This window comes from Rosistilla oblonga, assembly GCF_007751715.1.
GTDB classification, from domain to species: domain Bacteria; phylum Planctomycetota; class Planctomycetia; order Pirellulales; family Pirellulaceae; genus Rosistilla; species Rosistilla oblonga.
Genome location: NZ_CP036292.1, coordinates 4,320,958 through 4,342,851 on the forward strand (window position 1 = coordinate 4,320,958; position 21,894 = coordinate 4,342,851).

18 protein-coding genes are annotated in these 21,894 nt (G+C 57.4%); 9 read left to right on the plus strand and 9 right to left on the minus strand.

The window, feature by feature from the left end; genetic code table 11:
• Window positions 1–10: 10 nt before the first annotated feature.
• Window positions 11–895: a GntR family transcriptional regulator gene (locus CA51_RS15190; protein ID WP_145121998.1), complete on the minus strand. Its 885-nt coding sequence runs from the start codon at window positions 893–895 to the stop codon at window positions 11–13.
• A gap of 157 nt (window positions 896–1,052) precedes the next feature.
• Between CA51_RS15190 and dgoD the strand changes: the two genes are divergently transcribed.
• From dgoD to CA51_RS15210, 4 genes are read left to right on the plus strand one after another with little or no spacing between them, the layout of a single operon-like run.
• Entirely contained in the window at window positions 1,053–2,231 is a 1,179-nt protein-coding gene (gene dgoD / locus CA51_RS15195) for a galactonate dehydratase (protein WP_145122000.1), read from the plus strand.
• Complete coding sequence (locus CA51_RS15200) at window positions 2,231–3,625, plus strand: alkaline ceramidase (protein WP_145122002.1); 1,395 nt, start codon at window positions 2,231–2,233, stop codon at window positions 3,623–3,625. Before dgoD ends, CA51_RS15200 begins: the two co-directional genes overlap by 1 nt.
• Window positions 3,609–4,529, plus strand: coding sequence for a dihydrodipicolinate synthase family protein (locus tag CA51_RS15205; RefSeq protein ID WP_145122004.1), 921 nt, complete (start codon window positions 3,609–3,611; stop codon window positions 4,527–4,529). The genes CA51_RS15200 and CA51_RS15205 overlap by 17 nt, the downstream gene beginning before the upstream one ends.
• A gap of 39 nt (window positions 4,530–4,568) precedes the next feature.
• A complete protein-coding gene (locus tag CA51_RS15210; protein ID WP_145122006.1) occupies window positions 4,569–5,864 on the plus strand; it encodes an MFS transporter in 1,296 nt (431 codons plus the stop codon).
• 88 nt (window positions 5,865–5,952) lie between these two features.
• Here CA51_RS15210 and CA51_RS15215 read toward each other — a convergent pair whose 3' ends face one another.
• Window positions 5,953–6,291 carry a GIY-YIG nuclease family protein gene (locus CA51_RS15215; RefSeq protein WP_145122008.1) on the minus strand — a complete coding sequence of 113 codons (339 nt, stop codon included), beginning with the start codon at window positions 6,289–6,291 and terminating at the stop codon, window positions 5,953–5,955.
• 332 nt (window positions 6,292–6,623) lie between these two features.
• Here CA51_RS15215 and pyrF point away from each other — a divergent pair, with 332 nt between their 5' ends.
• Together pyrF and CA51_RS15225 are read left to right on the plus strand one after the other, a co-directional pair.
• Window positions 6,624–7,532, plus strand: a complete 909-nt coding sequence (pyrF, locus tag CA51_RS15220) for an orotidine-5'-phosphate decarboxylase (protein ID WP_145124185.1) — start codon at window positions 6,624–6,626, stop codon at window positions 7,530–7,532.
• A 21-nt stretch (window positions 7,533–7,553) separates the two neighbouring features.
• Entirely contained in the window at window positions 7,554–8,024 is a 471-nt protein-coding gene (locus CA51_RS15225) for a 23S rRNA (pseudouridine(1915)-N(3))-methyltransferase RlmH (RefSeq protein WP_145122010.1), read from the plus strand.
• Window positions 8,025–8,172: 148 nt separating this feature from the next.
• Here the strand turns inward: CA51_RS15225 and csrA are convergent, their stop codons facing one another.
• The 4 genes from csrA to CA51_RS15245 all read right to left on the minus strand — a co-directional run bounded on the left by csrA (window position 8,173) and on the right by CA51_RS15245 (window position 11,210).
• A complete protein-coding gene (csrA, locus tag CA51_RS15230) occupies window positions 8,173–8,394 on the minus strand; it encodes a carbon storage regulator CsrA (protein ID WP_145097590.1) in 222 nt (73 codons plus the stop codon).
• 376 nt (window positions 8,395–8,770) lie between these two features.
• On the minus strand, window positions 8,771–9,682 hold the full coding sequence (locus tag CA51_RS15235) for an HvfC/BufC N-terminal domain-containing protein (protein ID WP_145122012.1): 912 nt from the start codon (window positions 9,680–9,682) through the stop codon (window positions 8,771–8,773).
• Complete coding sequence (gene bufB, locus CA51_RS15240; protein WP_145122014.1) at window positions 9,683–10,675, minus strand: MNIO family bufferin maturase; 993 nt, start codon at window positions 10,673–10,675, stop codon at window positions 9,683–9,685.
• A gap of 106 nt (window positions 10,676–10,781) precedes the next feature.
• Complete coding sequence (locus CA51_RS15245) at window positions 10,782–11,210, minus strand: hypothetical protein (RefSeq protein WP_145122016.1); 429 nt, start codon at window positions 11,208–11,210, stop codon at window positions 10,782–10,784.
• A 1,212-nt stretch (window positions 11,211–12,422) separates the two neighbouring features.
• On the opposite strand from CA51_RS15245, the gene CA51_RS15250 reads away from it, so the two are divergent.
• On the plus strand, window positions 12,423–14,318 hold the full coding sequence (locus CA51_RS15250) for a WD40 repeat domain-containing protein (RefSeq protein ID WP_231745719.1): 1,896 nt from the start codon (window positions 12,423–12,425) through the stop codon (window positions 14,316–14,318).
• Between the two features lie 67 nt (window positions 14,319–14,385).
• Complete coding sequence (locus CA51_RS15255; RefSeq protein ID WP_145122019.1) at window positions 14,386–15,195, plus strand: hypothetical protein; 810 nt, start codon at window positions 14,386–14,388, stop codon at window positions 15,193–15,195.
• Window positions 15,196–15,276: 81 nt separating this feature from the next.
• On the opposite strand, the gene CA51_RS15260 is transcribed toward CA51_RS15255, so the two are convergent.
• From CA51_RS15260 to CA51_RS15270, 3 genes are all read right to left on the minus strand, one after another.
• Window positions 15,277–15,501, minus strand: coding sequence for a F0F1 ATP synthase subunit gamma (locus tag CA51_RS15260; protein ID WP_197451209.1), 225 nt, complete (start codon window positions 15,499–15,501; stop codon window positions 15,277–15,279).
• Between the two features lie 149 nt (window positions 15,502–15,650).
• Entirely contained in the window at window positions 15,651–17,105 is a 1,455-nt protein-coding gene (locus CA51_RS15265; protein WP_145122021.1) for a catalase, read from the minus strand.
• A gap of 455 nt (window positions 17,106–17,560) precedes the next feature.
• Window positions 17,561–19,405, minus strand: a complete 1,845-nt coding sequence (locus CA51_RS15270) for an SLC13 family permease (RefSeq protein ID WP_145122023.1) — start codon at window positions 19,403–19,405, stop codon at window positions 17,561–17,563.
• Between the two features lie 739 nt (window positions 19,406–20,144).
• Here CA51_RS15270 and CA51_RS15275 point away from each other — a divergent pair.
• The gene (locus CA51_RS15275; RefSeq protein WP_197451210.1) at window positions 20,145–21,866 is read left to right on the plus strand and encodes an arylsulfatase; all 1,722 of its coding nucleotides are present in this window, start codon (window positions 20,145–20,147) and stop codon (window positions 21,864–21,866) included.
• The last annotated feature ends 28 nt before the right edge of the window (window positions 21,867–21,894 follow it).

A 21,894-nucleotide genomic window follows, 5' to 3' on the forward strand; every position in this document is an offset into this window, starting at 1 on the left:
GATTGCCTCTCTACTTAGGGGCGGTGGGCGGTGGGGCTTCGGTGGGTGGTTTCGTCATCAAGACGGGGTGGTTCGATCGGATGTGGTGAGAAAGGGCCGCTTCGGCTGACGCCCAATCCTCGTCGAGTAACGCTTGCACCACATCGCGATGCTGTTTCAATGTTTCCAGGGCTGCCGATCGGTCGTTATCTTCCCAACGGAACAACAACCGGAAATACCGGCCCTGGCGTTCAAAGAAGTCGCGGATGTAGGCGTTCCCCGACGTCGCAACTAAATATTCGTGCAGCGATTCGTCGACGGGGACGCGGTCGGCTGCCGATGTCGGCGACGCATTGCGTTCGAGGATCGCTTGCAGTTGCTGGTTGTCCAGTCGCGGACGCGCCAACTGCAACGCTTTCAACTCCATCGCTTCGCGGACCTCGATAAACGCTTGCAAATCGTCTTGTCGGAACGGTCGCAAACGCCAACCGCGGCGCGGGATATGGTCCAACATCCCTTCGCCAGCTAATTGATGCAAAATGTTCCGGATCGCCGAACGGCTGAGCGAATATTTCTCCGCCGTCACCTCTTCGCGCAAATAAACCGATTTTCCTTCGAGACTCAACAGCACCAAATCATCGGCGATCTTTTCCGACGGATCGGCTGGCGGCTTGGGAGCCTCGGTCAACTGGTCGAATTCTTTCAGGGCGTTGGCCAGCGGACAGGCTTCGAGCCGCCGGTTTGCACCCTTCCTCAGCAAACCCTCATCGATCAGGTCGGCAACCGCCGCCCGCACGGGAGTGAAGCTGACATTATATAGTTCCGCCAACGAATCGAGCGTCAGCTGCGCCGGGAGATCGCGTCCGGATCGCAGCCGTAGTGCTAGATCGTTTCGAATGAAATCGGTGATCGACATACTTCAGAACAATACTTGTCATTGGTGACAAACGCAAGTAACATTGTCAGACAAAAACAAATTTAGTTCGTGCTCCCGGTGAAAAGACTGTAAATTCCCGGTGAAGGATCCTTGAATGATATTAGCCTCGCAGGACTTTAGTAGCAGAAAAAACAATATGAAAATCACCGCGATCGAAACGCACGTCTGTCACGCGAGGATGCGTAACTGGATCTTTGTCAAAGTAATCACCGACCAACCCGGCTTGGTCGGATGGGGCGAAGCGACGCTCGAATGGCACACCCGCGGTGTCGTGGGATCGATCCAAGATCTGTCCGAACTGCTGATCGGCGAAGACCCGACCAGCATCGAACATCTGTGGCAGATGATGTGGCGGCAGCATTTCTGGCACGGCAGCGGCGTCGTCCGCTCGACCGCGATCTCCGGGATCGACCTCGCCCTGTGGGATATTCTCGGCAAGGTGCACGGCGTGCCGTGCCATCGCCTGTGGGGCGGACCGGTTCGCGATTCGATCCGGATGTATTGCCATCTGGGCGGCGGAAACTTGGAAAGCTTCTACGAGACGCCGGTCGACAACGCCCGGCAGTTTGCCGATCTGGCTCAACAAGCGGTCGACGACGGTTTCAGCGCGTTTAAGTCGATGGCGGTTCCACCGACGATGCCCGTCGAAGGTTTGAAAGCGATCAAAGCGGCCGATGCCTGCGTCGCTGCGATGCGGGAAGCGGTCGGCGACGACATCGACATCATGGTCGACTGCCACGCTCGCCCATCCCCCGCGATGGGAATGCAGTTCGCCAAGGCGCTCGATCAGTATGGACTCTACTTTTTTGAAGAGCCCTGTTGGCCGGAGAGCCTCGATTCGCTGGCCGCGATCAACGCGGCGGTGACGACTCCGATTGCCACCGGCGAACGGCTGACGCATCTGGCCGCATTCCGCGATCTCTTTGCGGCTCGTGGTTGCGAGATCTGCCAGTTGGACCTGACGCACTGCGGCGGTTTCACCGAAGCCCGCCGGATCGCCGCTCTGGCCGATGCGCATCGAATCGCACTGGCTCCGCACAATCCGCAGGGACCGATCAGCACGGCGGCTTCGCTGGAGTTCGGTTTCTCGCAGCCTAGCTACATCATTTGCGAAGCGGTTCACCAGGATGTCCCTTGGCGAAGCGATGTCGTTCAAGAGAGTTACGTCGTCGACGAAGCGACGCGGACGGTCACAGCCGGGACCGCACCGGGATTGGGCGTTACCGTCGACGAAGATGAAATCCGTAAACATCCGTTCCAGCAAGAACTGCCGCAGCGGGTCTTTTATCCCGACGGCGCCGTAGGAGATTGGTAATGAGTGATTCGACCGCGACAGTTCCGGCTTTCCACCACGCTGCGTTTCATGGACGCGTCGGGATCGCACTGAATGACATCACGCCGCCGGTTGGGATCTATTCTCGCAACTGGGGCGCGGCGGCGCACGATGTGGCCGATTCGATCCACCGTTCGTTGACGTTGACCGCCACGACGATCGCGTCGTTGTCGGGCGAATCGCCATTGGTTCTGATCGATGCCGATCTCGGATGGTGGCGAACGCCAGAACTCTTTCCGCGGTTTCAACAGCGGTTGTTGGAAGAGTTTTCGCTCGACAGTTCGCAGCTGATCTTTGCGTTGACGCACACGCACGCCGGGCCACCACTGCTGGAATCGACCGATCCGCTTCCTGGAATGGAACTGACCAAACCGTGGCTCGATTCGCTGCTTGAAACCGCGGTCACGACGGTCCGTCAAGCCTTCGCCGATGCCAGCGAAGCGACGCTGGAATGGCAGACCGGGCATTGCGGTCTGGCAACAACTCGCGACCTGCCCGATCCCGATTCGGAAGGCGATCGCTTTTTGTGCGGCTTCGATCCCGAGGGACAAGCCGATGGAACGCTGTTGTTGGGGCGAGTCACCGACGCGCAGGGCAACTTGCGTGCAACGATCGTCAACTACGCCTGCCATCCGACCACGCTGGCTTGGGAAAACACGGCGATCTCGCCCGATTACATCGGTGCGATGCGCGAGACGATCCAGAAGGCGACAGGTGCTCCCGCAGTCTTCCTGCTGGGAGCGTGCGGCGACCAAGCACCTCGTTATCAATATGTCGGTGACACCGCGGTCGCCGATGGGCACGGTCGCGAATTGGGATACGCCGCGCTGTCGACTCTCGCCGGAATGGAGCCCGCCGGAACACAGTTGGCCTTCGAAGGAGCCGTCACGTCGGGAGCTCCCTTAGCGAAGTGGCGACACCAGCCGCGGAAGGCGTCCGAAAAAATCGCATCCGTCGAATCGTCGGTCGATCTGCCGCTGAAGGATTGGCCATCGGCAGCGGAGTTGGAAGCGCAGCGGATCGCATGTACCGACCGCACGTTGCAGGAACGGCTGCTTCGCCGACGCGACATCCGGCTCCGCTTGGGCGATGGCACGACGTACCCGTTGCCGCTGTACATCTGGCGGATGGGGGACGCGGTGTTGGTCGGCAGTTGTTGCGAAGCTTATTCGATGTTGCAACGCGAACTGCGCAAACGATTCCCCAACAACGCAATTATTTGCATGAATCTGATCAACGGCACGATCGGTTATCTGCCGCCTGCCGATCTGTACGACAAAGATGTCTATGCCGTTTGGCAAACCCCATTCGACCGTGGTTGCTTGGAAGCAACTTTAGAAACTTTAACCCAGGAAATCGATGACATCCTCCGCTAGCGAAACGCTGCTGCGCGGCGTGCTTCCCGTCTTGCAAACTCCTTTCACCGAGCAGGGGGAATTCGATTTCGAGACGCTCGACCGCGAGATCCAATGGGCCTTCGACACGGGAGCCGATGGGATTGTTGTGGCGATGGTCAGCGAAATCTTGCGGCTCAGCGAACAGGGACGCCGCGAACTGGCCGAACATGTCTGCAAGGCAGCCCAGAGCCGCGGCACGTCGGTGGTCAGCGTTGGTGCCGAGAGCACACCGGTCGCTGTCGAACTGGCTCAGCATGCCGAATCGGTGGGCGCGTCGGCGGTGATGGCAATCCCGCCGATCTCGACCGGTCTCAGCAGCGCCGCCACCCGCGACTACTTCGCCGCGATCGCCGCCAGCATCTCGATCCCGTTGGTGGTTCAAGACGCATCGGGATACGTCGGTTCCGCGATCGACATCGGTGTCTACAGTAAGCTGTTGGAACAATTTGGTGCCGATCGGATTTTGTTTAAACCCGAAGCGAGCCCGCTGGGACCGAACCTCTCCCGATTGCGCGATGCGACCGCGGGGAAGGCGCAGATTTTTGAAGGCTCCGGCGGGATCAACCTCGTCGATTGCTACCGACGCGGAATCGTCGGCACGATGCCCGGCACCGATCTGTTGGACGCAATCGTTGCCCTCTGGAACGCCCTGCAAGCGGGCGACGACGATCGGATCTACCAGCTGTCGCTGCCGATCAGCGGGATCGTCGCATTGCAACTGTCGGCCGGACTCGATGGATTCCTGGCGATCGAAAAGCACCTGCTAGTTCGCCGTGGAATCTTCAAGAATACGGTGCAACGCCAACCGGTCGGCTGGACTCTCGATGCCGAGACGGCGGCGGAAGTCGACCGATTGTTCGATCGACTCCAAGACGCGATCTAGCCCGCGATCGAATCGCTCCTCCCCGACGGCCTACCTAAAATGCTGCAACAGCCCACCACAATCCGCTATCGCACGATGGCCTGGCTGACCATCGCGTCGGGGCTGGCCTATCTTTGTCGCAATGCGATCGGCGTCGCGGAGAGTTCCGTTCGCGAAGATCTGGGCCTGACGTTGCAGCAGTCGGGGTGGTTTCTGGGAGCATTTTTCTGGAGCTACGCGTTATTCCAAGTCCCCTGCGGCTGGTTCGCCCAGCGACGGGGAACCCGATTCGCGTTGACGCTGTTTGCCGTCGGATGGTCGATCGCAGCGTTTGGCCTCGGCGTCGCCCCGGGCTTTGCCCTGTTGATCATCGCACAATTGATCATGGGCATTTCCCAAGCGGGTATCTTCCCAGCAGCTTGCAATTCGATTGGGCATTGGTTTCCGATGTCCCGGCGAACGCTGGCTTGCGGAATCTTGTGCGCTGGGATGCAAGTCGGCGCGATCGCCGCCAGCGGGCTGACCGGCGTGCTGCTGCAATCGATCGACTGGCGATGGGTCTTCATCCTCTTCTCGCTCCCCGGCATCGTCTGGGCGACAGGATTTGCGATCTCATTTCGCGATCGCCCCGAGCAATTGGAGAAGGTGAACGACGAAGAACTGAAACTGATCCACGCTCACAAGACACAGCGGCCCGACGGCACCCACGCCCCGATCGGTGAACACACGAACGACCTGGGGCCGCCGCGAACCTCCGCGATCATCTTTTTGTGTGGCCAGCAGATCTGCCGAGCATCCGGATACATGTTTTTCGCCAGTTGGTTCCCGACATTTTTGCAGGCCACGCGCGGCGTCTCGATCGAAACGTCGGGCTTCTTGCAAAGCCTGGTCCTCTGCGGCACGTTAGCCGGCAGTTTGTCGGGTGGCTTCATCACCGATTGGATCTGGCAACGAACCGGCTCGCAACGGCTGAGTCGCAGTGGGATGGGATCGATGGCGCTTTGCGTCTGCGGTCTGCTGGTCCTGAGTGCGTGGCTTGTCAGCGACGTTTCGTTGGCGATCGCGCTGCTCTCCCTGGGCTCGTTCTTCGCGGCCTTGGCGGGACCGCCGACGTTTGCATCGACGATCGACCTCGGGGGAACCAAGGTTCCGCAGCTGATGGGACTCGTCAACATGTGCGGCAACCTCGCCGCAGCCGCCTGCCCCGTCCTGGTCGGGATGCTGTTCGAATGGACCGCCAACTGGAACCTCGTCTTGCTATTGTTCGCCGGCATCTATCTCCTCGGCGGCATCTGCTGGGCACTTGTCGCTCCTCACGCTCCTTCACCGCGCCAACCGGACGCCAGCCTGACGTAACCAACGAATTCCCAGACAGCTTGTCGAATCGGCAAACCAGTTCATCGTGTCCGCGGCGCTTTGTTCCCGACACTACGGCCGCGACCGTTCAACCGGCTGACTTCGCTTCGCCCAGCCGATTGCTGTCCGATGCGACCAGGCTCTGTTTGGCTGGCCGCGAGAGAGCTTTGATGGCGAGTTCCCGCTTGAGCGCCGCACTTTGATCGGGCTGCACCTCGCGGTAGATGATCTCGACCGGAAGACGCGAGCGCGTGTAGCGGGAAGCCTTCCCCGCATTGTGTTGCTTCAGCCGGCGATCGATGTCTTTGGTGATGCCTGTGTAAAACGAACCGTCGCCGCAGCGGAGGATGTAGACGAACCACGGGGGCTGGTCGCGGGGAGGTTCAGCGTCGTTCGACGGATTCGAAATCGGCGGTGACTTCGACATGGGCTGCACGTTGGGGCGAGGGGGACAAAAGACGATCGCGGGAGCATCACAGGAAGTGGAACCGCAGCGATGCGCCGGGCCGGCGGAATCGTAGCAGAAAAGCGACCGAAACCATTACAGCGATTCTGGCGTGGCGCTGATCTCAGCGGCGGCAAGCGGTTGCCGTGGCGCACCGCAACGACCGGCGCATCAACCTATTTACTGAGCCCAGCGAAGCAGGTGGGGTTTCCAGCACGCAGCGGGCTGATAATCTAATGCCATCGCTTTCGCCGGTGCGATGACCGAAAGCGGTTTTTCAATTACCGAGACAACTATTACGAACATTAATAATGATGAGCGATAACGCAGCTTTTGGCGATCGATTGGCGCAGGCGGTCACGGACAAAAAGTCGGTTGTCTGCGTGGGACTCGATCCACGTTTCGAACAATTGCCGTCCGGTTTGCGGGATGCGGCAGCCGCCAGTCCGCAGGGCCGCGCTGCGGCGTTCAGCCAGTTCTGCCGAGAGATCATCGACGTCGTCGCCCCCTTGGTGCCGGTCGTCAAACCCCAAGCCGCCTTCTTCGAACAATTGGGGCCTCACGGCACGATGGCCCTTGCCGAAACGATCGAATATGCCCATCGCAAGGGTTTGATGGTGATACTCGACGGCAAGCGGAACGATATCGGTTCGACAGCCGCCGCCTACGCTTCGGCCTATCTCGGTGCTGGCGACCGCAGCGCATGGGGCAGCGACGCTTTGACGGTCAGTCCGTATTTAGGGGCTGACAGCATCGAACCGTTTGTCGAGACGTGCGACTCGCGACAAGCGGGGATCTTTGTCTTGGTGAAGACATCGAATCCCGGCGGCGGGCTGCTGCAAGATCGCCGCGGCGAAGACGGCAGCGTCTACGAAGCGGTTGCCAATCTGGTGACTCAGCAGAATGCCGACCGCCTGGGAACCAGCGGCTACGGACCGGTTGGAGCGGTTGTTGGGGCGACGTACCCCGAACAACTCGCCGAGCTGCGGCAACGGATGCCGTCGGCTTGGATCCTGATTCCGGGCTTCGGCGCTCAAGGCGGATCGGCTGCCGACGTCGCCGCCGGTTTTGACGACAAGGGTCTCGGCGCGATCGTCAACAATTCGCGGCACATCATCTTTGCTCACGCCCGGCCCGAGTTCAAAGAGAGTTTTGGCGACGCGCGTTGGCAGGAAGCTGTCGAAGCGGCGACGCGTCAGATGAACGAGCAACTGAAGCGATAGTTTTGCGAAAAGGCAGCCGCGTTGAAAATTAAGCTCGTCTGGATCGGTCGCTCCAAAGACAAGAACTTTGCCGATCTGATCGATCAGTATCGCAAGCGTCTGTCGCACTACTGTTCGCTGGAGATCGCGGAGCTAAAAGAACTCAAGCCCGGCCGCTTATCGGCTGCTGAGCTGATGAAAAAAGAGGCGGAACTGCTGCTGCGGCAGGTTGCCGATCAAGATCTGATGGTCTTGATGGACGAGCGCGGACGCCAATGGACATCGATGGAATTGTCGCAGTGGCTGCAGGCGAAGATGAATATCGCCACACCGCGGATGACCCTTGTGATCGGTGGCGCCTGGGGCGTCGATGCAAAGGTAACCCAACGTGCCGACAGGATCTGGTCGTTGTCAAAGCTGACTTTGACACACGACATGGCTCGCGTCTTTCTGATCGAACAGATTTATCGTGGGTTCACGATTCTGCGAGGCGAGAAATATCACAACGAATAGGCAGGCGGGTCGAGGACCGTTGGCAAATGGCGCCAAGGTCCAAAATGTCGAGCGGATCGCAACGAATGGTCCAAGCTGAACCGTCGCCTCCGAACTGATATCGACAGCCGGCGGCATCGCCGATGTACAGCGACACGCTCGAAATAGTCTATTCCTGGCCGCGAACCGATTTGGTTGCATCGGTACCCAGTTGCGAAGCTCGCTGGTTCTCGCGTTGGATCGCGTCGTACACCTCTTGCCGGTGGACTGGAATGCTCTGCGGCGCATCGATGCCCAGTCGCACTTTGTCACCGCGGATGTCGACGATCGTGACCACAACGTCATCTCCGATCATGATGCTTTCGTCGCGGTGGCGTGATAGAACAAGCATGGTGCTCTCTCTGAATGTTCGGGTTGTGTGAATATTTGCTAAATTCCATAACTCCGAGCAGAGCGGCACTCGCTCGCAAGATGGTCATGGGAGACTCGACGGGAAGCGATTGAAGGTTCCCGACAAGTAAGTCTATCGGCGCCCCGTTCGTACCAATTCAAAGAGTTCTATCCGTTGGCGGTTTCGCAGATTCTGCGGGCGCTACCGGCCAACGCTAGCATCGGCTGGTCGAGATCTCACAACGCTCACGATTGTTACAGACCGCACGCCGCCGCCAGCGAAGCTCCAATTTCGCCGCGCTCACCATCCGATTGGAACAGGACACATCGCCCGACGCTCCACCTTTGCAGCCGCTGTTGGCAAGCTTTCGACGCCATTAGCTTGCGGCGACGTGGAAGTCGACAAACATCTGGTCGGTCGCCCATTTCTGGAACCAGGCAAGCAGTCGTTGTGCCAGCGCTGTATCGTCCAGCGAGTCCAAAGCTGCGACGTTTGCGATCGCCGCTTCCAGCGAAACGCCCTCGCACAACTGCTGAAGGATCTGAAACTCACCCGGCTCCAGCTCGATCGTGCGGACGACGTAGCGTATCCGTGTGATCGCGAGGTAGGTTGGCCGCATCTCAGGAAACGCCCCCTCGAGATCTGCCTGTTTGCGAACAGCAATCGCATAGTCGTGCGCGGCACTGTTCAGTTGCAACAGCCGCAGGCATGGGGCCGGCGTCAAGCAAATGCTTCCCATCGACTGCGGTGGTACCGTCGCCAACGCATCGCCGCGGAGCGTTTCCATCTGTTCGATCCCCGGCCCGCTGAAGACCTCGCTATAGATCCGCTCCAGCTGGGCAAGATCGATCATCAAGTCGCTCCACGATCGTTCCAGCGAATCGGAGTCGGCATCCTCCTGCGCCGCGTCGCGGTACTGGCTTAGGAAGTGATGAAAGTTGGCACCAAGATCGGCCAGTGTGTAACTTTGCGACGGAAAGAACTGCAGATACTCGACGGCAAACGCGTTGAAGGTCTCCTCGCCCAACAGTTTCACCAATGCGGGAAACTCTTCGCTTAAACACTCCAACAGCCGTGCATAATACGCGTTTGCGTAGACCTCGATCCGCTGCTGGCTGTCGAGTCTTTGCGATGGCAGGATCAAGTCTTCCAGGCTCGCCCCGGCGGCTTCTCCCAAAGCGTCTCGAGCTGTCTCCGATTGCGATCCGCTCTGCACCCCATCGGGATGCGTGATCACCGCCTGCATCCATTGCTGGACGCTCTGCAATCCGCGCGATTGGGATTCCATCTATTCGACCTCCGCTCGGCTGAACAACGCTGGCTGCGGAATCGCATTGCGACGCGTCGCGCTCGCCCGATCGACACTCGTCTCCACGGGAATTGTCGGACGAACGCTGGCCGAATGAGGCGAAACATCGCCAACGTCCGACGGCTCCGCTTGCGCTGACCGCAGATAAGCTTTCGCCTTCAGCACCTCGGCATGCAGCACGTCGAACTCGGGGATATTGGCGTCCCATTCCAACAGCGTCGAAGCTCGAATGCCGCGCAGGTAGGCGTATCGAAACAGCTCCCAAACGCGATCGACAACGCGACCGTCGTGGGTGTCGATGCAGTGGGTTCCTAAATCGGTGTGCCCCGCCAAATGAAACTGAACGACGCGATCGGCGGGGATCGAATCGAGGTATTCGGTTGGGGAAAAATCGTGGTTGACGCTGGAGACGTAGACGTTGTTGACGTCCAACAGCAACTGGCATCCGCTTTCGATCGTCATCCGACGGATGAACTCCCATTCGCTCATCGTCGAATCGCGGAAGGTGACGTAGGTGCTGGGATTCTCCAGGACCAACGGCCGTTCGAGGACTTCCTGAACGATCCGAATTCGATCGCAGACGTGCCGCAGCGATTCTTCGTTGTAAGGGATTGGTAACAAATCGTGAGTGTTTTTTGCTGCGATCCCGGTCCAACAGACGTGATCCGAGACCCAGCGAGCTCCGGTCTCATCGGCCAGTCGTTTCAGCTTTTGCAGATATTCGAGGTTCAAGGGATCGCTGCTGCCGATCGACATCGAGACCCCGTGCATCACGATCGGATACCGTTCGGCGATTTGGTCCAGAACGTAACGTGGCCGCCCTTGGCAGTCCATGAAGTTCTCGGAGATGATTTCGAACCAATCGACCGCCGGCTGATGCTCTAAAATGTGTGCAAAGTGAGCGGTCCGCAGCCCGACGCCAAGCCCCAAGCCGGAGACAGTAGGCGACAGATCTTGATTCGAATCGGTCATTGGTTCAAGGCTCCCGGAGGTGTTGCAACAAACAACGGCTGGTCGTGACAAAACAGGACCAGCCGTTGGAATCGGTTAACGAACATGGTTTGCTGCGCGTAACGCTTTATTTAGGTGCTGGACCGACCTTCTTGTCGGCAGCTGTCATCAATTGCTCGAACTGCTTGCGAGCCAATTTCCAAGCGTTGGCGTTCAAAGGCACACTGCAGCTGCCCTTGCCTTTGCAGGTGTTCTGTCCGGGATAGCCGCCGCAGCCGCCTGCTCCCTTGCACTCATTGGCCCCCGCGCAGTCGTGTTTTGCAACGCTTGCACAAGATCCCATACCGGCGCAATTGTGATCGCCTTTGCCTTCGCCCTTGCAAGTGTTCAAGCCCTTGCAAGTGTTCGGAGCGGCGATCAACAACGCTGGATCGACTCCCAAGTCGGCCTTGCCACCTTCTGCAGCCGAAGCCATTTTACTGCCGGCAACGAGCCCGCCGGTTGCGATTACTGCCATGCGTCCAAAATTACGGCGTCCGATGTTTGTGTCACTCATAGCTTGTACCTTCTTTCGGAATATTGAAGTAAACAACAAACGGCCTGCTGCCAGTTCACCCTTCGAATCGTTGATGCATCGGCTCGATCGTGCCGCCCAGCGGCGCGTCACACCAAGTTATCTAGCCCACAATCCGACCGCTGTCAGATCGTGCGCCCAACGCAGGATCAACGGGCGACGATGCGTCGTCATATAAGACACGTCGCCAGCCAGTTTGTTGTTTCGCAGTCTACCCGGTCTGCGCAACCCCAATTGTGCGTCATCTAACAGAACGCGAGGCAACGCCAAAAGAAGTAGCTGACAACCGATCGCGCCGCTCCCTTTGGCCACGTGCCCCCAGAAGGGCCAAAGCTGGTGATCGAGTCGAAACAAGCAACTGACGCAAAATCACAGGCCACTATGCTGAGCAACTCGGATACCCCATAATCCTGGCAAAAGCCGCTGGATCGGTCCTCCCTTTCCCATCGGCACGTTGGCTTCGTGCGACATCTAGCATCGATTTTGTGATTGGGATAGCAGCGTTTATGCGGCAGCGCAGACCAACCGCAAACTCGCGTGGCAAGTGATCCGTCAACGTTGAGCAACACTCCACATTGCTCGGCGACAGAGAACTTCTGTTTTTCGATTTAGTCAAATTCGCATCGCCCCGCCTCAAGTCATTCCCCCAGGTGCAAGGCGTCGAACGATCAACTGGGAATGGAGCGATGCATGTACAAGCGAAGACATTCAAAGTCGAGTTCGTCTTCGATATCGAGCAATCAATTGTTGATTGGCGTCTTCTTGTTATTCCTGCTTGGGCTCACGCTCAACCTGAGTTACCGGTCCTATCGATTGGTGTCCCACGGTACGGTCGTCGATGCGATTTGCACGAAAATCGAAACTCACACTTCCCGTTCTGGCGGCAGTCGTAGTCGGCACACGACCTACTCCATCCGTTATCATGTCGCGGGACATGGGCAGATGGAGGGAACGATCAATAGAGCTTTCACAGGACTGCAGCAAGGTCAATTGATCGAAGTCCTTTTCGATCGACGCGAACCAACCCATGTCGAAGCGAATCGGTTCTGGAGCTTGTGGGGATGGGCGACCGTATGTGGTGGAGCAACACTCTTCATGGGCTTTCAATTGCTGCGTTCCAGACGCAAGCAAACCGCCGGAAAAACTGCAGTTTCCACGAGGGTAACGCCAGCCACTTCGCACCGGAAATTTGAGGTGAAGAGAACTCCCAAATCGCCGGTCACTTGGGTTGCGTTGGGGACGGTCGCAGTGCTTCTGGTAACAGGTCTGGCCTGGGGAATGATTCGTTATCGAGCCGCCCACGCTTTTCCGATTCGCGCGATCGATGTCAGTTCCGACGGAACAACAATCGTATCGGCCGGCGCCGCCGACGACTTTTCTGAAGTCGTGGTATGGGATCTAGAGGAAAAACGCAAGGTAACGAAATTTGCCGCGGGCGAGGGGCCTGTCATCTGGATCCGATTCCTGAACAGTTCTGGTTCTGCGGCGCTGATGCATTGCTTGCTCGAGCGTGGATCATCCCACGCTGTTACCCCAGGGCAGATGGTACTGTTGGACCTTGAAACGGGGCGAGAAATGGCCCGTCGTTCCACGCGAGGCTATCTCACAAAAACCGTCGTCTTGCCCAAGTCGGATCGCGTCGTCGTTCTTTCCTGGGACTCGATCGAATTGTTGCAACCCGATCTCCGACCGATCACCACCTTGCACAGCGGTTCGGACCTTCAGCTTCGAGCAGCCGCAGTCGACCGCGACGAAAAAATTCTCGCTGTCAGCGGCAAGGATCAACTTCACGTTTGGGATCTTGAAACGCAAACCGCACTTCCATCGCTTGTCGCCGAAGGCACGCGTTTTGAAAAAGTAGCGATCACACCCGACGGAAATTGGATCGCAATGACGGTCGACTCGAATTCCTACGATCAAACAGAGTTCCCTGTCTACTTGTGGGACCGCCGAAATCCCGAATCCGAGGTTCGCACGCTGATGTTCGAATCCGAGGTCAGTCATTTGGCGTTTGTGCCAGGCGATTCCGATCGTTTGCTAATCGTGTCAGGACGCGATCGATTACCGTCTCAGACCACCCTTTATTCGCTGGCGGGCGAACCACTCGAAACACTCTACTCGGGCACGAACGCAGTCGATACCATCGCCTTATCCGCCGATGGCACCGAATTACTGCTGCAACTAAAACGAGCTGGCGGTTCACAACTTTGGGACCTGTCGGGCGACACGGCAACACAGTTATGGGACAAGCGGCCGTTCCCTTTGGGGAACGCAATCTTTTCACCGAATGCTTCCTCACTGATCGGATACAGCGACCCTTCGACAGTCCGTATCGTCGACACGTTGGACACAACGCAGGAATTCGAAGGCCGTGGGTATCGCCGACCGTCCTGGGTTTGGCCGATCGGATCCTCCGCTGCAGGAGTGCTTTTCCTGGTGGGTGTTAATCTATTGACGAAGTTTTTTGCAGGAAAGTCACGCGAGCAGCGTGCGGCGGTGATCGACCAGGTTGCTGCTCAATTACGTTGGCAAAGATCGTCCTCGATCTCCGTTGAAGATCTCCCAGATTTTGAGTTCCTGAAGCAACGCGCCGGTGGAAATTTTGAATTCGTTCTTACGGGGCCGTCGCTCGATCGCGAGAGTTTGATGGGATGGTTTAAGTGGACAACGCGGACGAACGACAGCCACCAAACCCATCGTGAGTTCTGTTTCGTTTATCCAGATACCGATTCGACCCTACCCGAGTTCTACATCTTTCCGGAAAACTTCGTTTCGAAAATTTCCGCCCTGGCGGGTTGGCAAGACATCGATTTGGATCGAACCGAGAGTTTGCGAAAGTTCTCGGCCAAACACGTACTACGCAGCAATCAACCCGATCGCGCCGCCGACGTGGTGACACACCAATTTGCCGAATTCCTATGCGACCATCCGGGATGGAGTATCGAATCACTCGACGGTTCGCTGATGCTCTCATGGCAGAACGTGATTTCGTTTCAGGCTTTGAAATCGCGTCACAATGACCCTGTAAGCATTGTCAACCTGCAGAAAGATGCGGAACGTATCGCAGGTTTTTTGTTCGGAATCCGATAGTCGCACGACGTGTTCCCGAATACCAAACGCAGAAGTTGAACCTATCGCCCCGGAAGTTTGCAATCTAATGCAATCGATTCAAATCGAATACAAAGCGCCAACAACGATCGCAGATCCGCAGCTATTGGAATCCGAGGTCGAGCGCCAAATTCGCGCGCACCTCAAATCGATCACCGACGTTCCGGTTCGCGACGTCGATCTGAAGCTACAAGTGACGCAACTCGAAATTCGTGCGGGCACGGGAACCGTCGCAATGAAAATTCAAGGGGCAATCAATGGTTTGTCTTTCGACAGAGCTGTCAAAAGGAGCGAATCCGCTAGCAGCCGCATGGGCCAATCTGGCCTAGACCGCCTGATCACCCGAGCGTTCGCTAATATATTCACCCTGCTGGTTCGACTCTTCGTTCCTTCGACGATGACTCGCGCGATCGGCAACCGCCGCGTCAGCGAATACGCGGTTCGCGCCTGCAATGAATGTCTCGCAGAAGTCCGCATTGAAATCGACACCGCGATCGGTCGTCGCCAATCCTTTGGGCTACCTCAGTGGCAAACGACGAAGTCGATCGCGTGGAAAGCCAGCCTCTTGACAGCAGCCATCTCTGCCGTCGTTTACTGGTACCGCCAAGATTCTTTTGTGGATGAGGTCCGCCCTGGTTTTGGATGTATCTTGATAACGTTTGGCACCTTGGGGTCTGTCATCGGAGCGGGAATCGCCACGCTTCCCACACGGTTCTTTCAATCAGAAAAAGCGGGGCGCAATCTGGTGAAGTTAGTCGGCGTGAAGAGCCCAACAGCCATCCGTGTCGTCGCATCGGGCATCGCGCTAGTTTCCACACTTTTCATTGTTATAGGCGGTTATTGGCTTCTATTGGAATGAACAAAAGCAGTTCCATCGCATAACGTCCTCTGGCATCCGCTGTTTTGACACGGCACGTTGCTTGTAGCGTAACGATGTTGTTCAAGGTTCCAACGCCTCGAAACCAGATACGACGTCGAAGAGTTCTTCGTCGATACTGCTTTGTCGCTGACGACAAGAGGAGGCGTTGAGCGACAGAAGCAGCTCTTCAATATTATTGTCGGCGCGTTGCATCGCAGCCAATCGACTAGCGTTCTCGATAGCCAAGGACTCCGCACACGCGCGAAACAGCGAAACAAATAAGTATTCGCCCGTCAGTTTACGCATCGTCTGGATAGTGTCTCCCAAATGCACCCTCGTGCATTGGCGCGTCTCGCCGGTCGTCTCACCCAACGCAACGCCAGACCTGTCGCAGAAGCAACCTCGAGCAGACTCAAAGAGCGAGCATCATTGCCACCGGCCGTATCGCCTGGGATTCAGGATCCTTTGACTCCGTTTGCTATGCGATTGCCAATCTCTTCGTCCACGTTTCGCCAGTAGGTGAACGCACGTTCGAGTACCGGATCCGTAACGCCCGCCTTCAGATGGCCAACCACATTGGAAACCAATCGATCACGCGATGCGTCATCCATCACCTCTCGAACGAGCGTGCCAGCCTGACTAAAGTCATCGTCGTCCTTTCGCAGCGTGTACGCCGCGCGGGTAAACTCGCCGTCGGCGGCCCAGGTTGTATCCTCGGGATAGCGCTGGCAATCCGCCGCCGGACCACCTTTCGAGTTCGGTGCGTAAACCGGATCGGAGACGTTTTGCGTTCGACCTTGTCCATCCTTGCTGTAGCTGAACACCGGACATTGCGGAGCGTTGACGGGAATCTGTTTGTAGTTCACGCCGAGTCGATGCCGGTGGGCATCGGCGTAAGCAAACATGCGGCCAAGCAACATTTTGTCTGGGCTGATGCCGATACCCGGCACAAGGTTGTTTGGCTCGAATGCAGCCTGCTCGATCTCCGTATGAAAGTCGGTCGGATTGCGGTTCAAGGTCAGACGACCGACTTCGTGAAGCGGATAGTCGTCATGCGGCCAAACTTTGGTCAAATCGAAAGGGTTCAGCCGATAGGTCTTAGCCTCCTCGTACGGCATGATCTGCATCTTCAGCGTCCAACTCGGATGCTCTCCTCGCTTGATGGCGTCAAACAGATCGCGTCGGTGATAATCGCCATCAGCTCCTGCCAAGCGATCGGCTTCGTCTTGGGTGAGAAAGTCGACTCCTTGGTCGGTCTTGAAATGATACTTGACCCAGTAGCGTTCTCCGGAAGCGTTGACCCACATGTAGGTGTGGCTGGAGTAGCCGTTCATGTTTCGCCAGGTCTTGGGAATTCCGCGATCGCCCATCAACCATGTGACTTGATGAGCCGACTCGGGCGACAATGACCAGAAATCCCATTGCATATCGTGGTCGCGCAGACCGTTGTCAGCGCGTCGCTTTTGCGACCGGATGAAGTGCTGGAATTTCATCGGATCGCGCAGGAAGAAGACGGGCGTGTTGTTCCCGACCATGTCGTAATTGCCTTCGCTGGTGTAGAACTTCACCGAAAAGCCGCGCGGGTCACGCCAGGTGTCGGGGCTCCCACGTTCGCCGGCCACGGTGGAGAACCGAATCAACGTGTCGGTCTTCGTCCCCGGTTGGAACACAGCCGCCTTGGTGTAGGCACTGACATCGTGGGTCACTTCAAAATGCCCAAACGCCCCGGAACCTTTCGCGTGCGGTTGTCGTTCGGGAATGCGTTCACGATTGAAGTTGGCCATCTGCTCGATCAAATAATGGTCGTGCAGCAAAATCGGGCCATTGGGTCCGACAGTCAACGAGTGCTCGTCGCTTGCGACGGGGCAGCCCGCATCCGTTGTCGTCGGCTTCGAGTCGTGCTTTTTCATGCTGAGAGTCCTTTGTTTTGGGGGTACTATCGCGCGACCGATCCGCCGGTCGGAGCTGCGTGAACGAACCAATACAAGTCACTGACTTCGTGGATCAGGTCGCGAGTCCCACAGCACGGAACTCGTGACATGATCCACCACTAATTGCAGCACCTATTGTTCCGCTGGTTGTATTGACTGATCCAATCTATCACACCTTCATCCGCTTCGGGCGAGTTGCCGCAACGGCTATCTCGGATTACCGCGTCATTTGCGTTCGACGTCGAGCTCGCCAGGACCGATGCGATGGAAGAACGCCAATAGAACCGTGCCAGTGAACGGACGGCGAGCGATGCAAATTCGTATTTGTGATGTCGTCCACCACGATGGACCACATCGCCCCCAGGGATAACGACGGCAAAGATTTCCAGCACCGCGCAGCGGAGACCGTCAAGCCGAACGTGTTTCAGCCGCGGTCATGGGCTAAACGGAAAAAGCAACGGCACAATGGCGATTGTCGCGATGAGAATCAGCAGTTGAAGCGGAACGCCTACTCTTAAGAAGTCTCCGAATCGATAGCTTCCTGCACCAGCGACCAAAGCGTTGATCGGCGATGCAACGGGCGTGGAAAATGCCGTCGACGCCGCTAACGCGACACCCATCAGCAATGGATAGGGCGAGACGTCAAGCTGCGCGGCAAGTTCGAGTGCAAGCGGTGCGATCAGGACACTGGTCGCGGTATTAGAGATCGCTTGACTTAGGATCGAGGTCACCACGAAGAGCAACAACAGAAGTACCCACGGACTCGTCAGGCCAGGGCTCTCCACAATCGCGTCCACCACCAAATCGAATGCCCCGGTCTTATCGAGCGCGGTCGCCAGCGGCATGACGGACGCAATCAGCACAATGCTCTGCCAGTTGATGCTCTGGTAAGCATTGGTTCCACGAAACGCTCCAGCAATCACCATCAAAGTCGCGGCCACCAGCACGGCGGTTACGTTTTCCGAGAGGCCGGTACTCATCGCAATCAGCATTCCAACCAGGATGCCGATGACCCAGTAGGCAACCGGCTTGAGCGGCGCGTCTCCTTCTTCGGCTTGCTCGCTGACCAGCAAAACATCGTTTCGCGATTTGCCAAGTCGCTTCAACGCGCTTGCATTAGCCGCGACCAGCAACGTATCACCAGGATGCAAGGGAGTGTCCGATGTCCGAGTGCTGACAGGTTGGTTTCCTTTGCGTAGCGCCAGCACCACCGCCCCATACACACGAAAGAAATCCAAATCCCGTACGGTCCGAGCGACAAATTTTGAACGCGGCGGAATGATGAGTTCAGCTAGATGGACGACCTTTGGCAAGCTCGCCGACGTGGTCACCATCTCGACCAGCCCTTCGCGGATCAGTTTCGAAATGGCTTCCTCGTTCGCCGACTTAATGAATAGCGTATCGCCAACATGTAGAAGCGTTTCAGGAGAGCATTTGCGTACAATCGCCGACCGCACACGGGATCGAATCTTATCGGGCGTGGAAACGGCCAGCACGTTGACATGAAAGGTGCTACGGAGGCCAAGTTCGCGAAGCGTGCGCTCGGCGAAGTTCGATCCGCGTGGGATACGGATTTCGCAAATTTGTCCGTCGACGCCGTAACTGTGAATGAGTTCGGGACGTGACACGAGACCTTGATTTCGGCCAACGTCTGCGGCAGTGGTCGCTTGCGCTGGCAGCAAACGCGTGCCCAGGGTACACATAAAAACAATGCCGAGAGCCAGCATCAGAAGTCCGGCAGGGGCAAATGAAAAGAATTGAAAGGTCTCCAGTCCCGCGCCCCGTAGCTCCTGATTGACGACCATGTTGGGCGGTGTACCGATCAGCGTCAGCATGCCTCCCAGCGAAGCGGCAAACGCCAAAGGGATCAGCAACTTGGACGGCGAAACTTCGGCGCGGCGACAGAGACTCAGGACAACCGGCAACATCACCGCGACGGTCCCCGTCGAACTGAGAAATGCCGAAAGCAACGCGCTGGCAAGCATCACGGCGACCGTTAGCCGGGTCGTGGAAGTACCGCCAAGTCGCCCTAACCACCTGCCCGCGACATCGGCGACGCCAGACTCCAGGATCGCTCCCCCCACCACGAAGAGTCCCGCGATCATCAGGACCAGCGAGTTTGAAAATCCCGCGGTTGCTTCCGCTGGTGAGAGGATGCCCGTGAGCAGAAGCGCCAACAGCGAAACAAATGCAACCAAGTCCATCCGGAAACGGTCAAGCACGAATGCAATGATTGTCGCCAGCAGAATACACGTCACTATCCAGATGTCAGTAGTCATCTGCAGAGATTAACGCCCTGGATCGAATTGCGTAAGAGCAAGCCAGAGAACCCAATAATATGCGGCACGTATCCGCAATGCTGGTCGACGTCATCTGTCGCAAAGAAGCGAACCGCAGACTGCACTGGAGCTGCCGAGGCATTCGACGCGTTTGCGTTTCATCACCTGCCGTCATAGCAACCGCCCGGTGAAGAGAGCGGTCGACCGCTAGTCGATCGTCGCACGGACTGGAGAGTTATCGGGGACGTCTTGGTGCTCGGTGAGCGATCATGAAACGTACCATCACAGATAAGGTGCAGTAAGAAAACCGCGCGATGTGGATTGCGTGATAGGGAGCGTGTGAGTGAATGGAATCGCCTGCATTTGGACATGCTCCAATTGCCGCCGGGAATTGACTTGTGAAATCCAAGAGAAGACACTTTGGACGGGAACGGAGTTCGGTTCGTTGCCACCAAGGGATCGGCGTTCGGTTTGCCGGCCGTGATCTCTTGTTTTTATACGTGCAAACGTCGCCACCAAGAGTGGCGAGCCGCGTGATTGAAACGAATGCCACTGACCGATAGTCCGTACGGCATCCGCCATTCCATTGAGAGGATTCAACATGATCCAGTTCCTTGCCACGTCGACGCGTGTTTCTGGAACGTCCGGTTTCCGCCGAACATTCCCACGTCGTTTGCTACACACAATGACGACACTCGTTGTTCCGACGCTTGCAGCCCTGTTCGCACAAACCGTTTTCATGTCGTCACTTCGGGCCCAGTCCAACGACCGACCCAACGTGCTTGTCATCCTGACCGATGATCAGGGATGGGGCGATCTAAGCGTCAACGGCAACACCAACTTAAGCACTCCCAACATCGACAGCTTGGCCCGCGATGGGGCCAGCTTCGACCGCTTCTACGTCTGCCCAGTCTGCTCGCCAACGCGAGCCGAATTTTTGACGGGGCGCTACCACGCGCGAAGCGGAGTCTACAGTACGTCGGCCGGCGGCGAGCGGATGAATCTCGACGAGCGGACGATCGCGGAGACCTTCCGCGACGGAGGCTACGCGACCGGAGCGTTTGGGAAATGGCACAACGGAATGCAGTATCCCTATCATCCCAACGGCCGCGGATTCGATGAGTATTACGGTTTTTGCAGCGGTCACTGGGGCGATTACTTCAGCCCGCCGTTGGACCATAACGGACTGATCGTTCAAGGCGACGGGTTTTGCATCGACGACTTCACCAACAAAGCGATCGCGTTTATGGAGTCCAGCGTGAAGCAGAACAAACCGTTTTTCACCTACGTGCCGTTCAACACGCCGCACGCTCCGATGCAGGTTCCCCATCCGTATTGGGATCGCTTCAAAGACAAGCCGCTGGCGATGCGTCACCGCGATCCGCAAAAGGAGGACGTCGATTTCACACGTGCCGCGTTGGCGATGTGCGAAAACATCGACGACAACGTCGGCCGCATGTTGGCCAAGCTGGACCAGTGGCAGATCGCCGACAACACGATCGTAATCTACTTCTGCGATAACGGCCCCAACAGTTGGCGTTGGAACGAAGGGATGAAAGGACGCAAGGGAGCGACCGATGAAGGAGGCGTCCGATCACCGCTGTTTATCCGTTGGCCCAAAAGCATTCCGGCGGGGAAACAAGTTTCTCAAATCGCCGCGGCGATCGATCTGTTACCGACGCTGGCCGAATTGACCGGGCAGAAGGTAGGCGGTTCGAAGCCGTTGGACGGACGTTCGCTCGCACCGCTGCTGACCAGCGACGACGCCGACTGGCCCGATCGCAAGATCGTTTCCCACTGGAAGAATAAGGTCAGCGTTCGCAATCAACGGTTCCGATTGGACAATCGCGGCGAGTTGTTCGAGATCGCAACCGATCCGCAGCAACGCGTCAACGTCGCCGAGAAGTTCCCCGAGGTCATGGCGGAACTGGTCGCGGCGGCCGAATCCTATCAAACCAATGTCGCCGCCGGATACGACGACGACCAGCGTCCCTTCCCAATCGGTCACGCCGATTATCGGTACACGCAAGTCCCCGCTCGCGATGCGAACTTCAACGGCGGGATCCAACGATCCAATCGTTTTCCAAACTGTTCGTATCTGAAGAACTGGACACAAACCGATGAGGTCATCTCCTGGGATGCAACCGTTGGCGCCAGCGGCATCTACGAGGTGCAACTGCATTACACCTGCCCAGCCGAAGATATCGGTTCGACGATCGAACTGTCGTTTGGCGAAAGCAAATTGACGTGCCAATTGACCGAAGCCCACGATCCACCGCTGCGTGGATTCGAGAACGACCGCGTCAAACGCCCCGAATCCTACGTCAAAGATTTTAAAGTCGTCACGCTGGGGCGGATCGAATTGACCGAGGGTCCCGGCCAATTGCAATTGAAGGCGTTGGAGATCCCCGGCGATCAAGTGATGGATTTCCGGCTGTTGTTCTTCACAAAGATCGAATAAGCGATCGCAGACGCTTCCTTCGATCGAG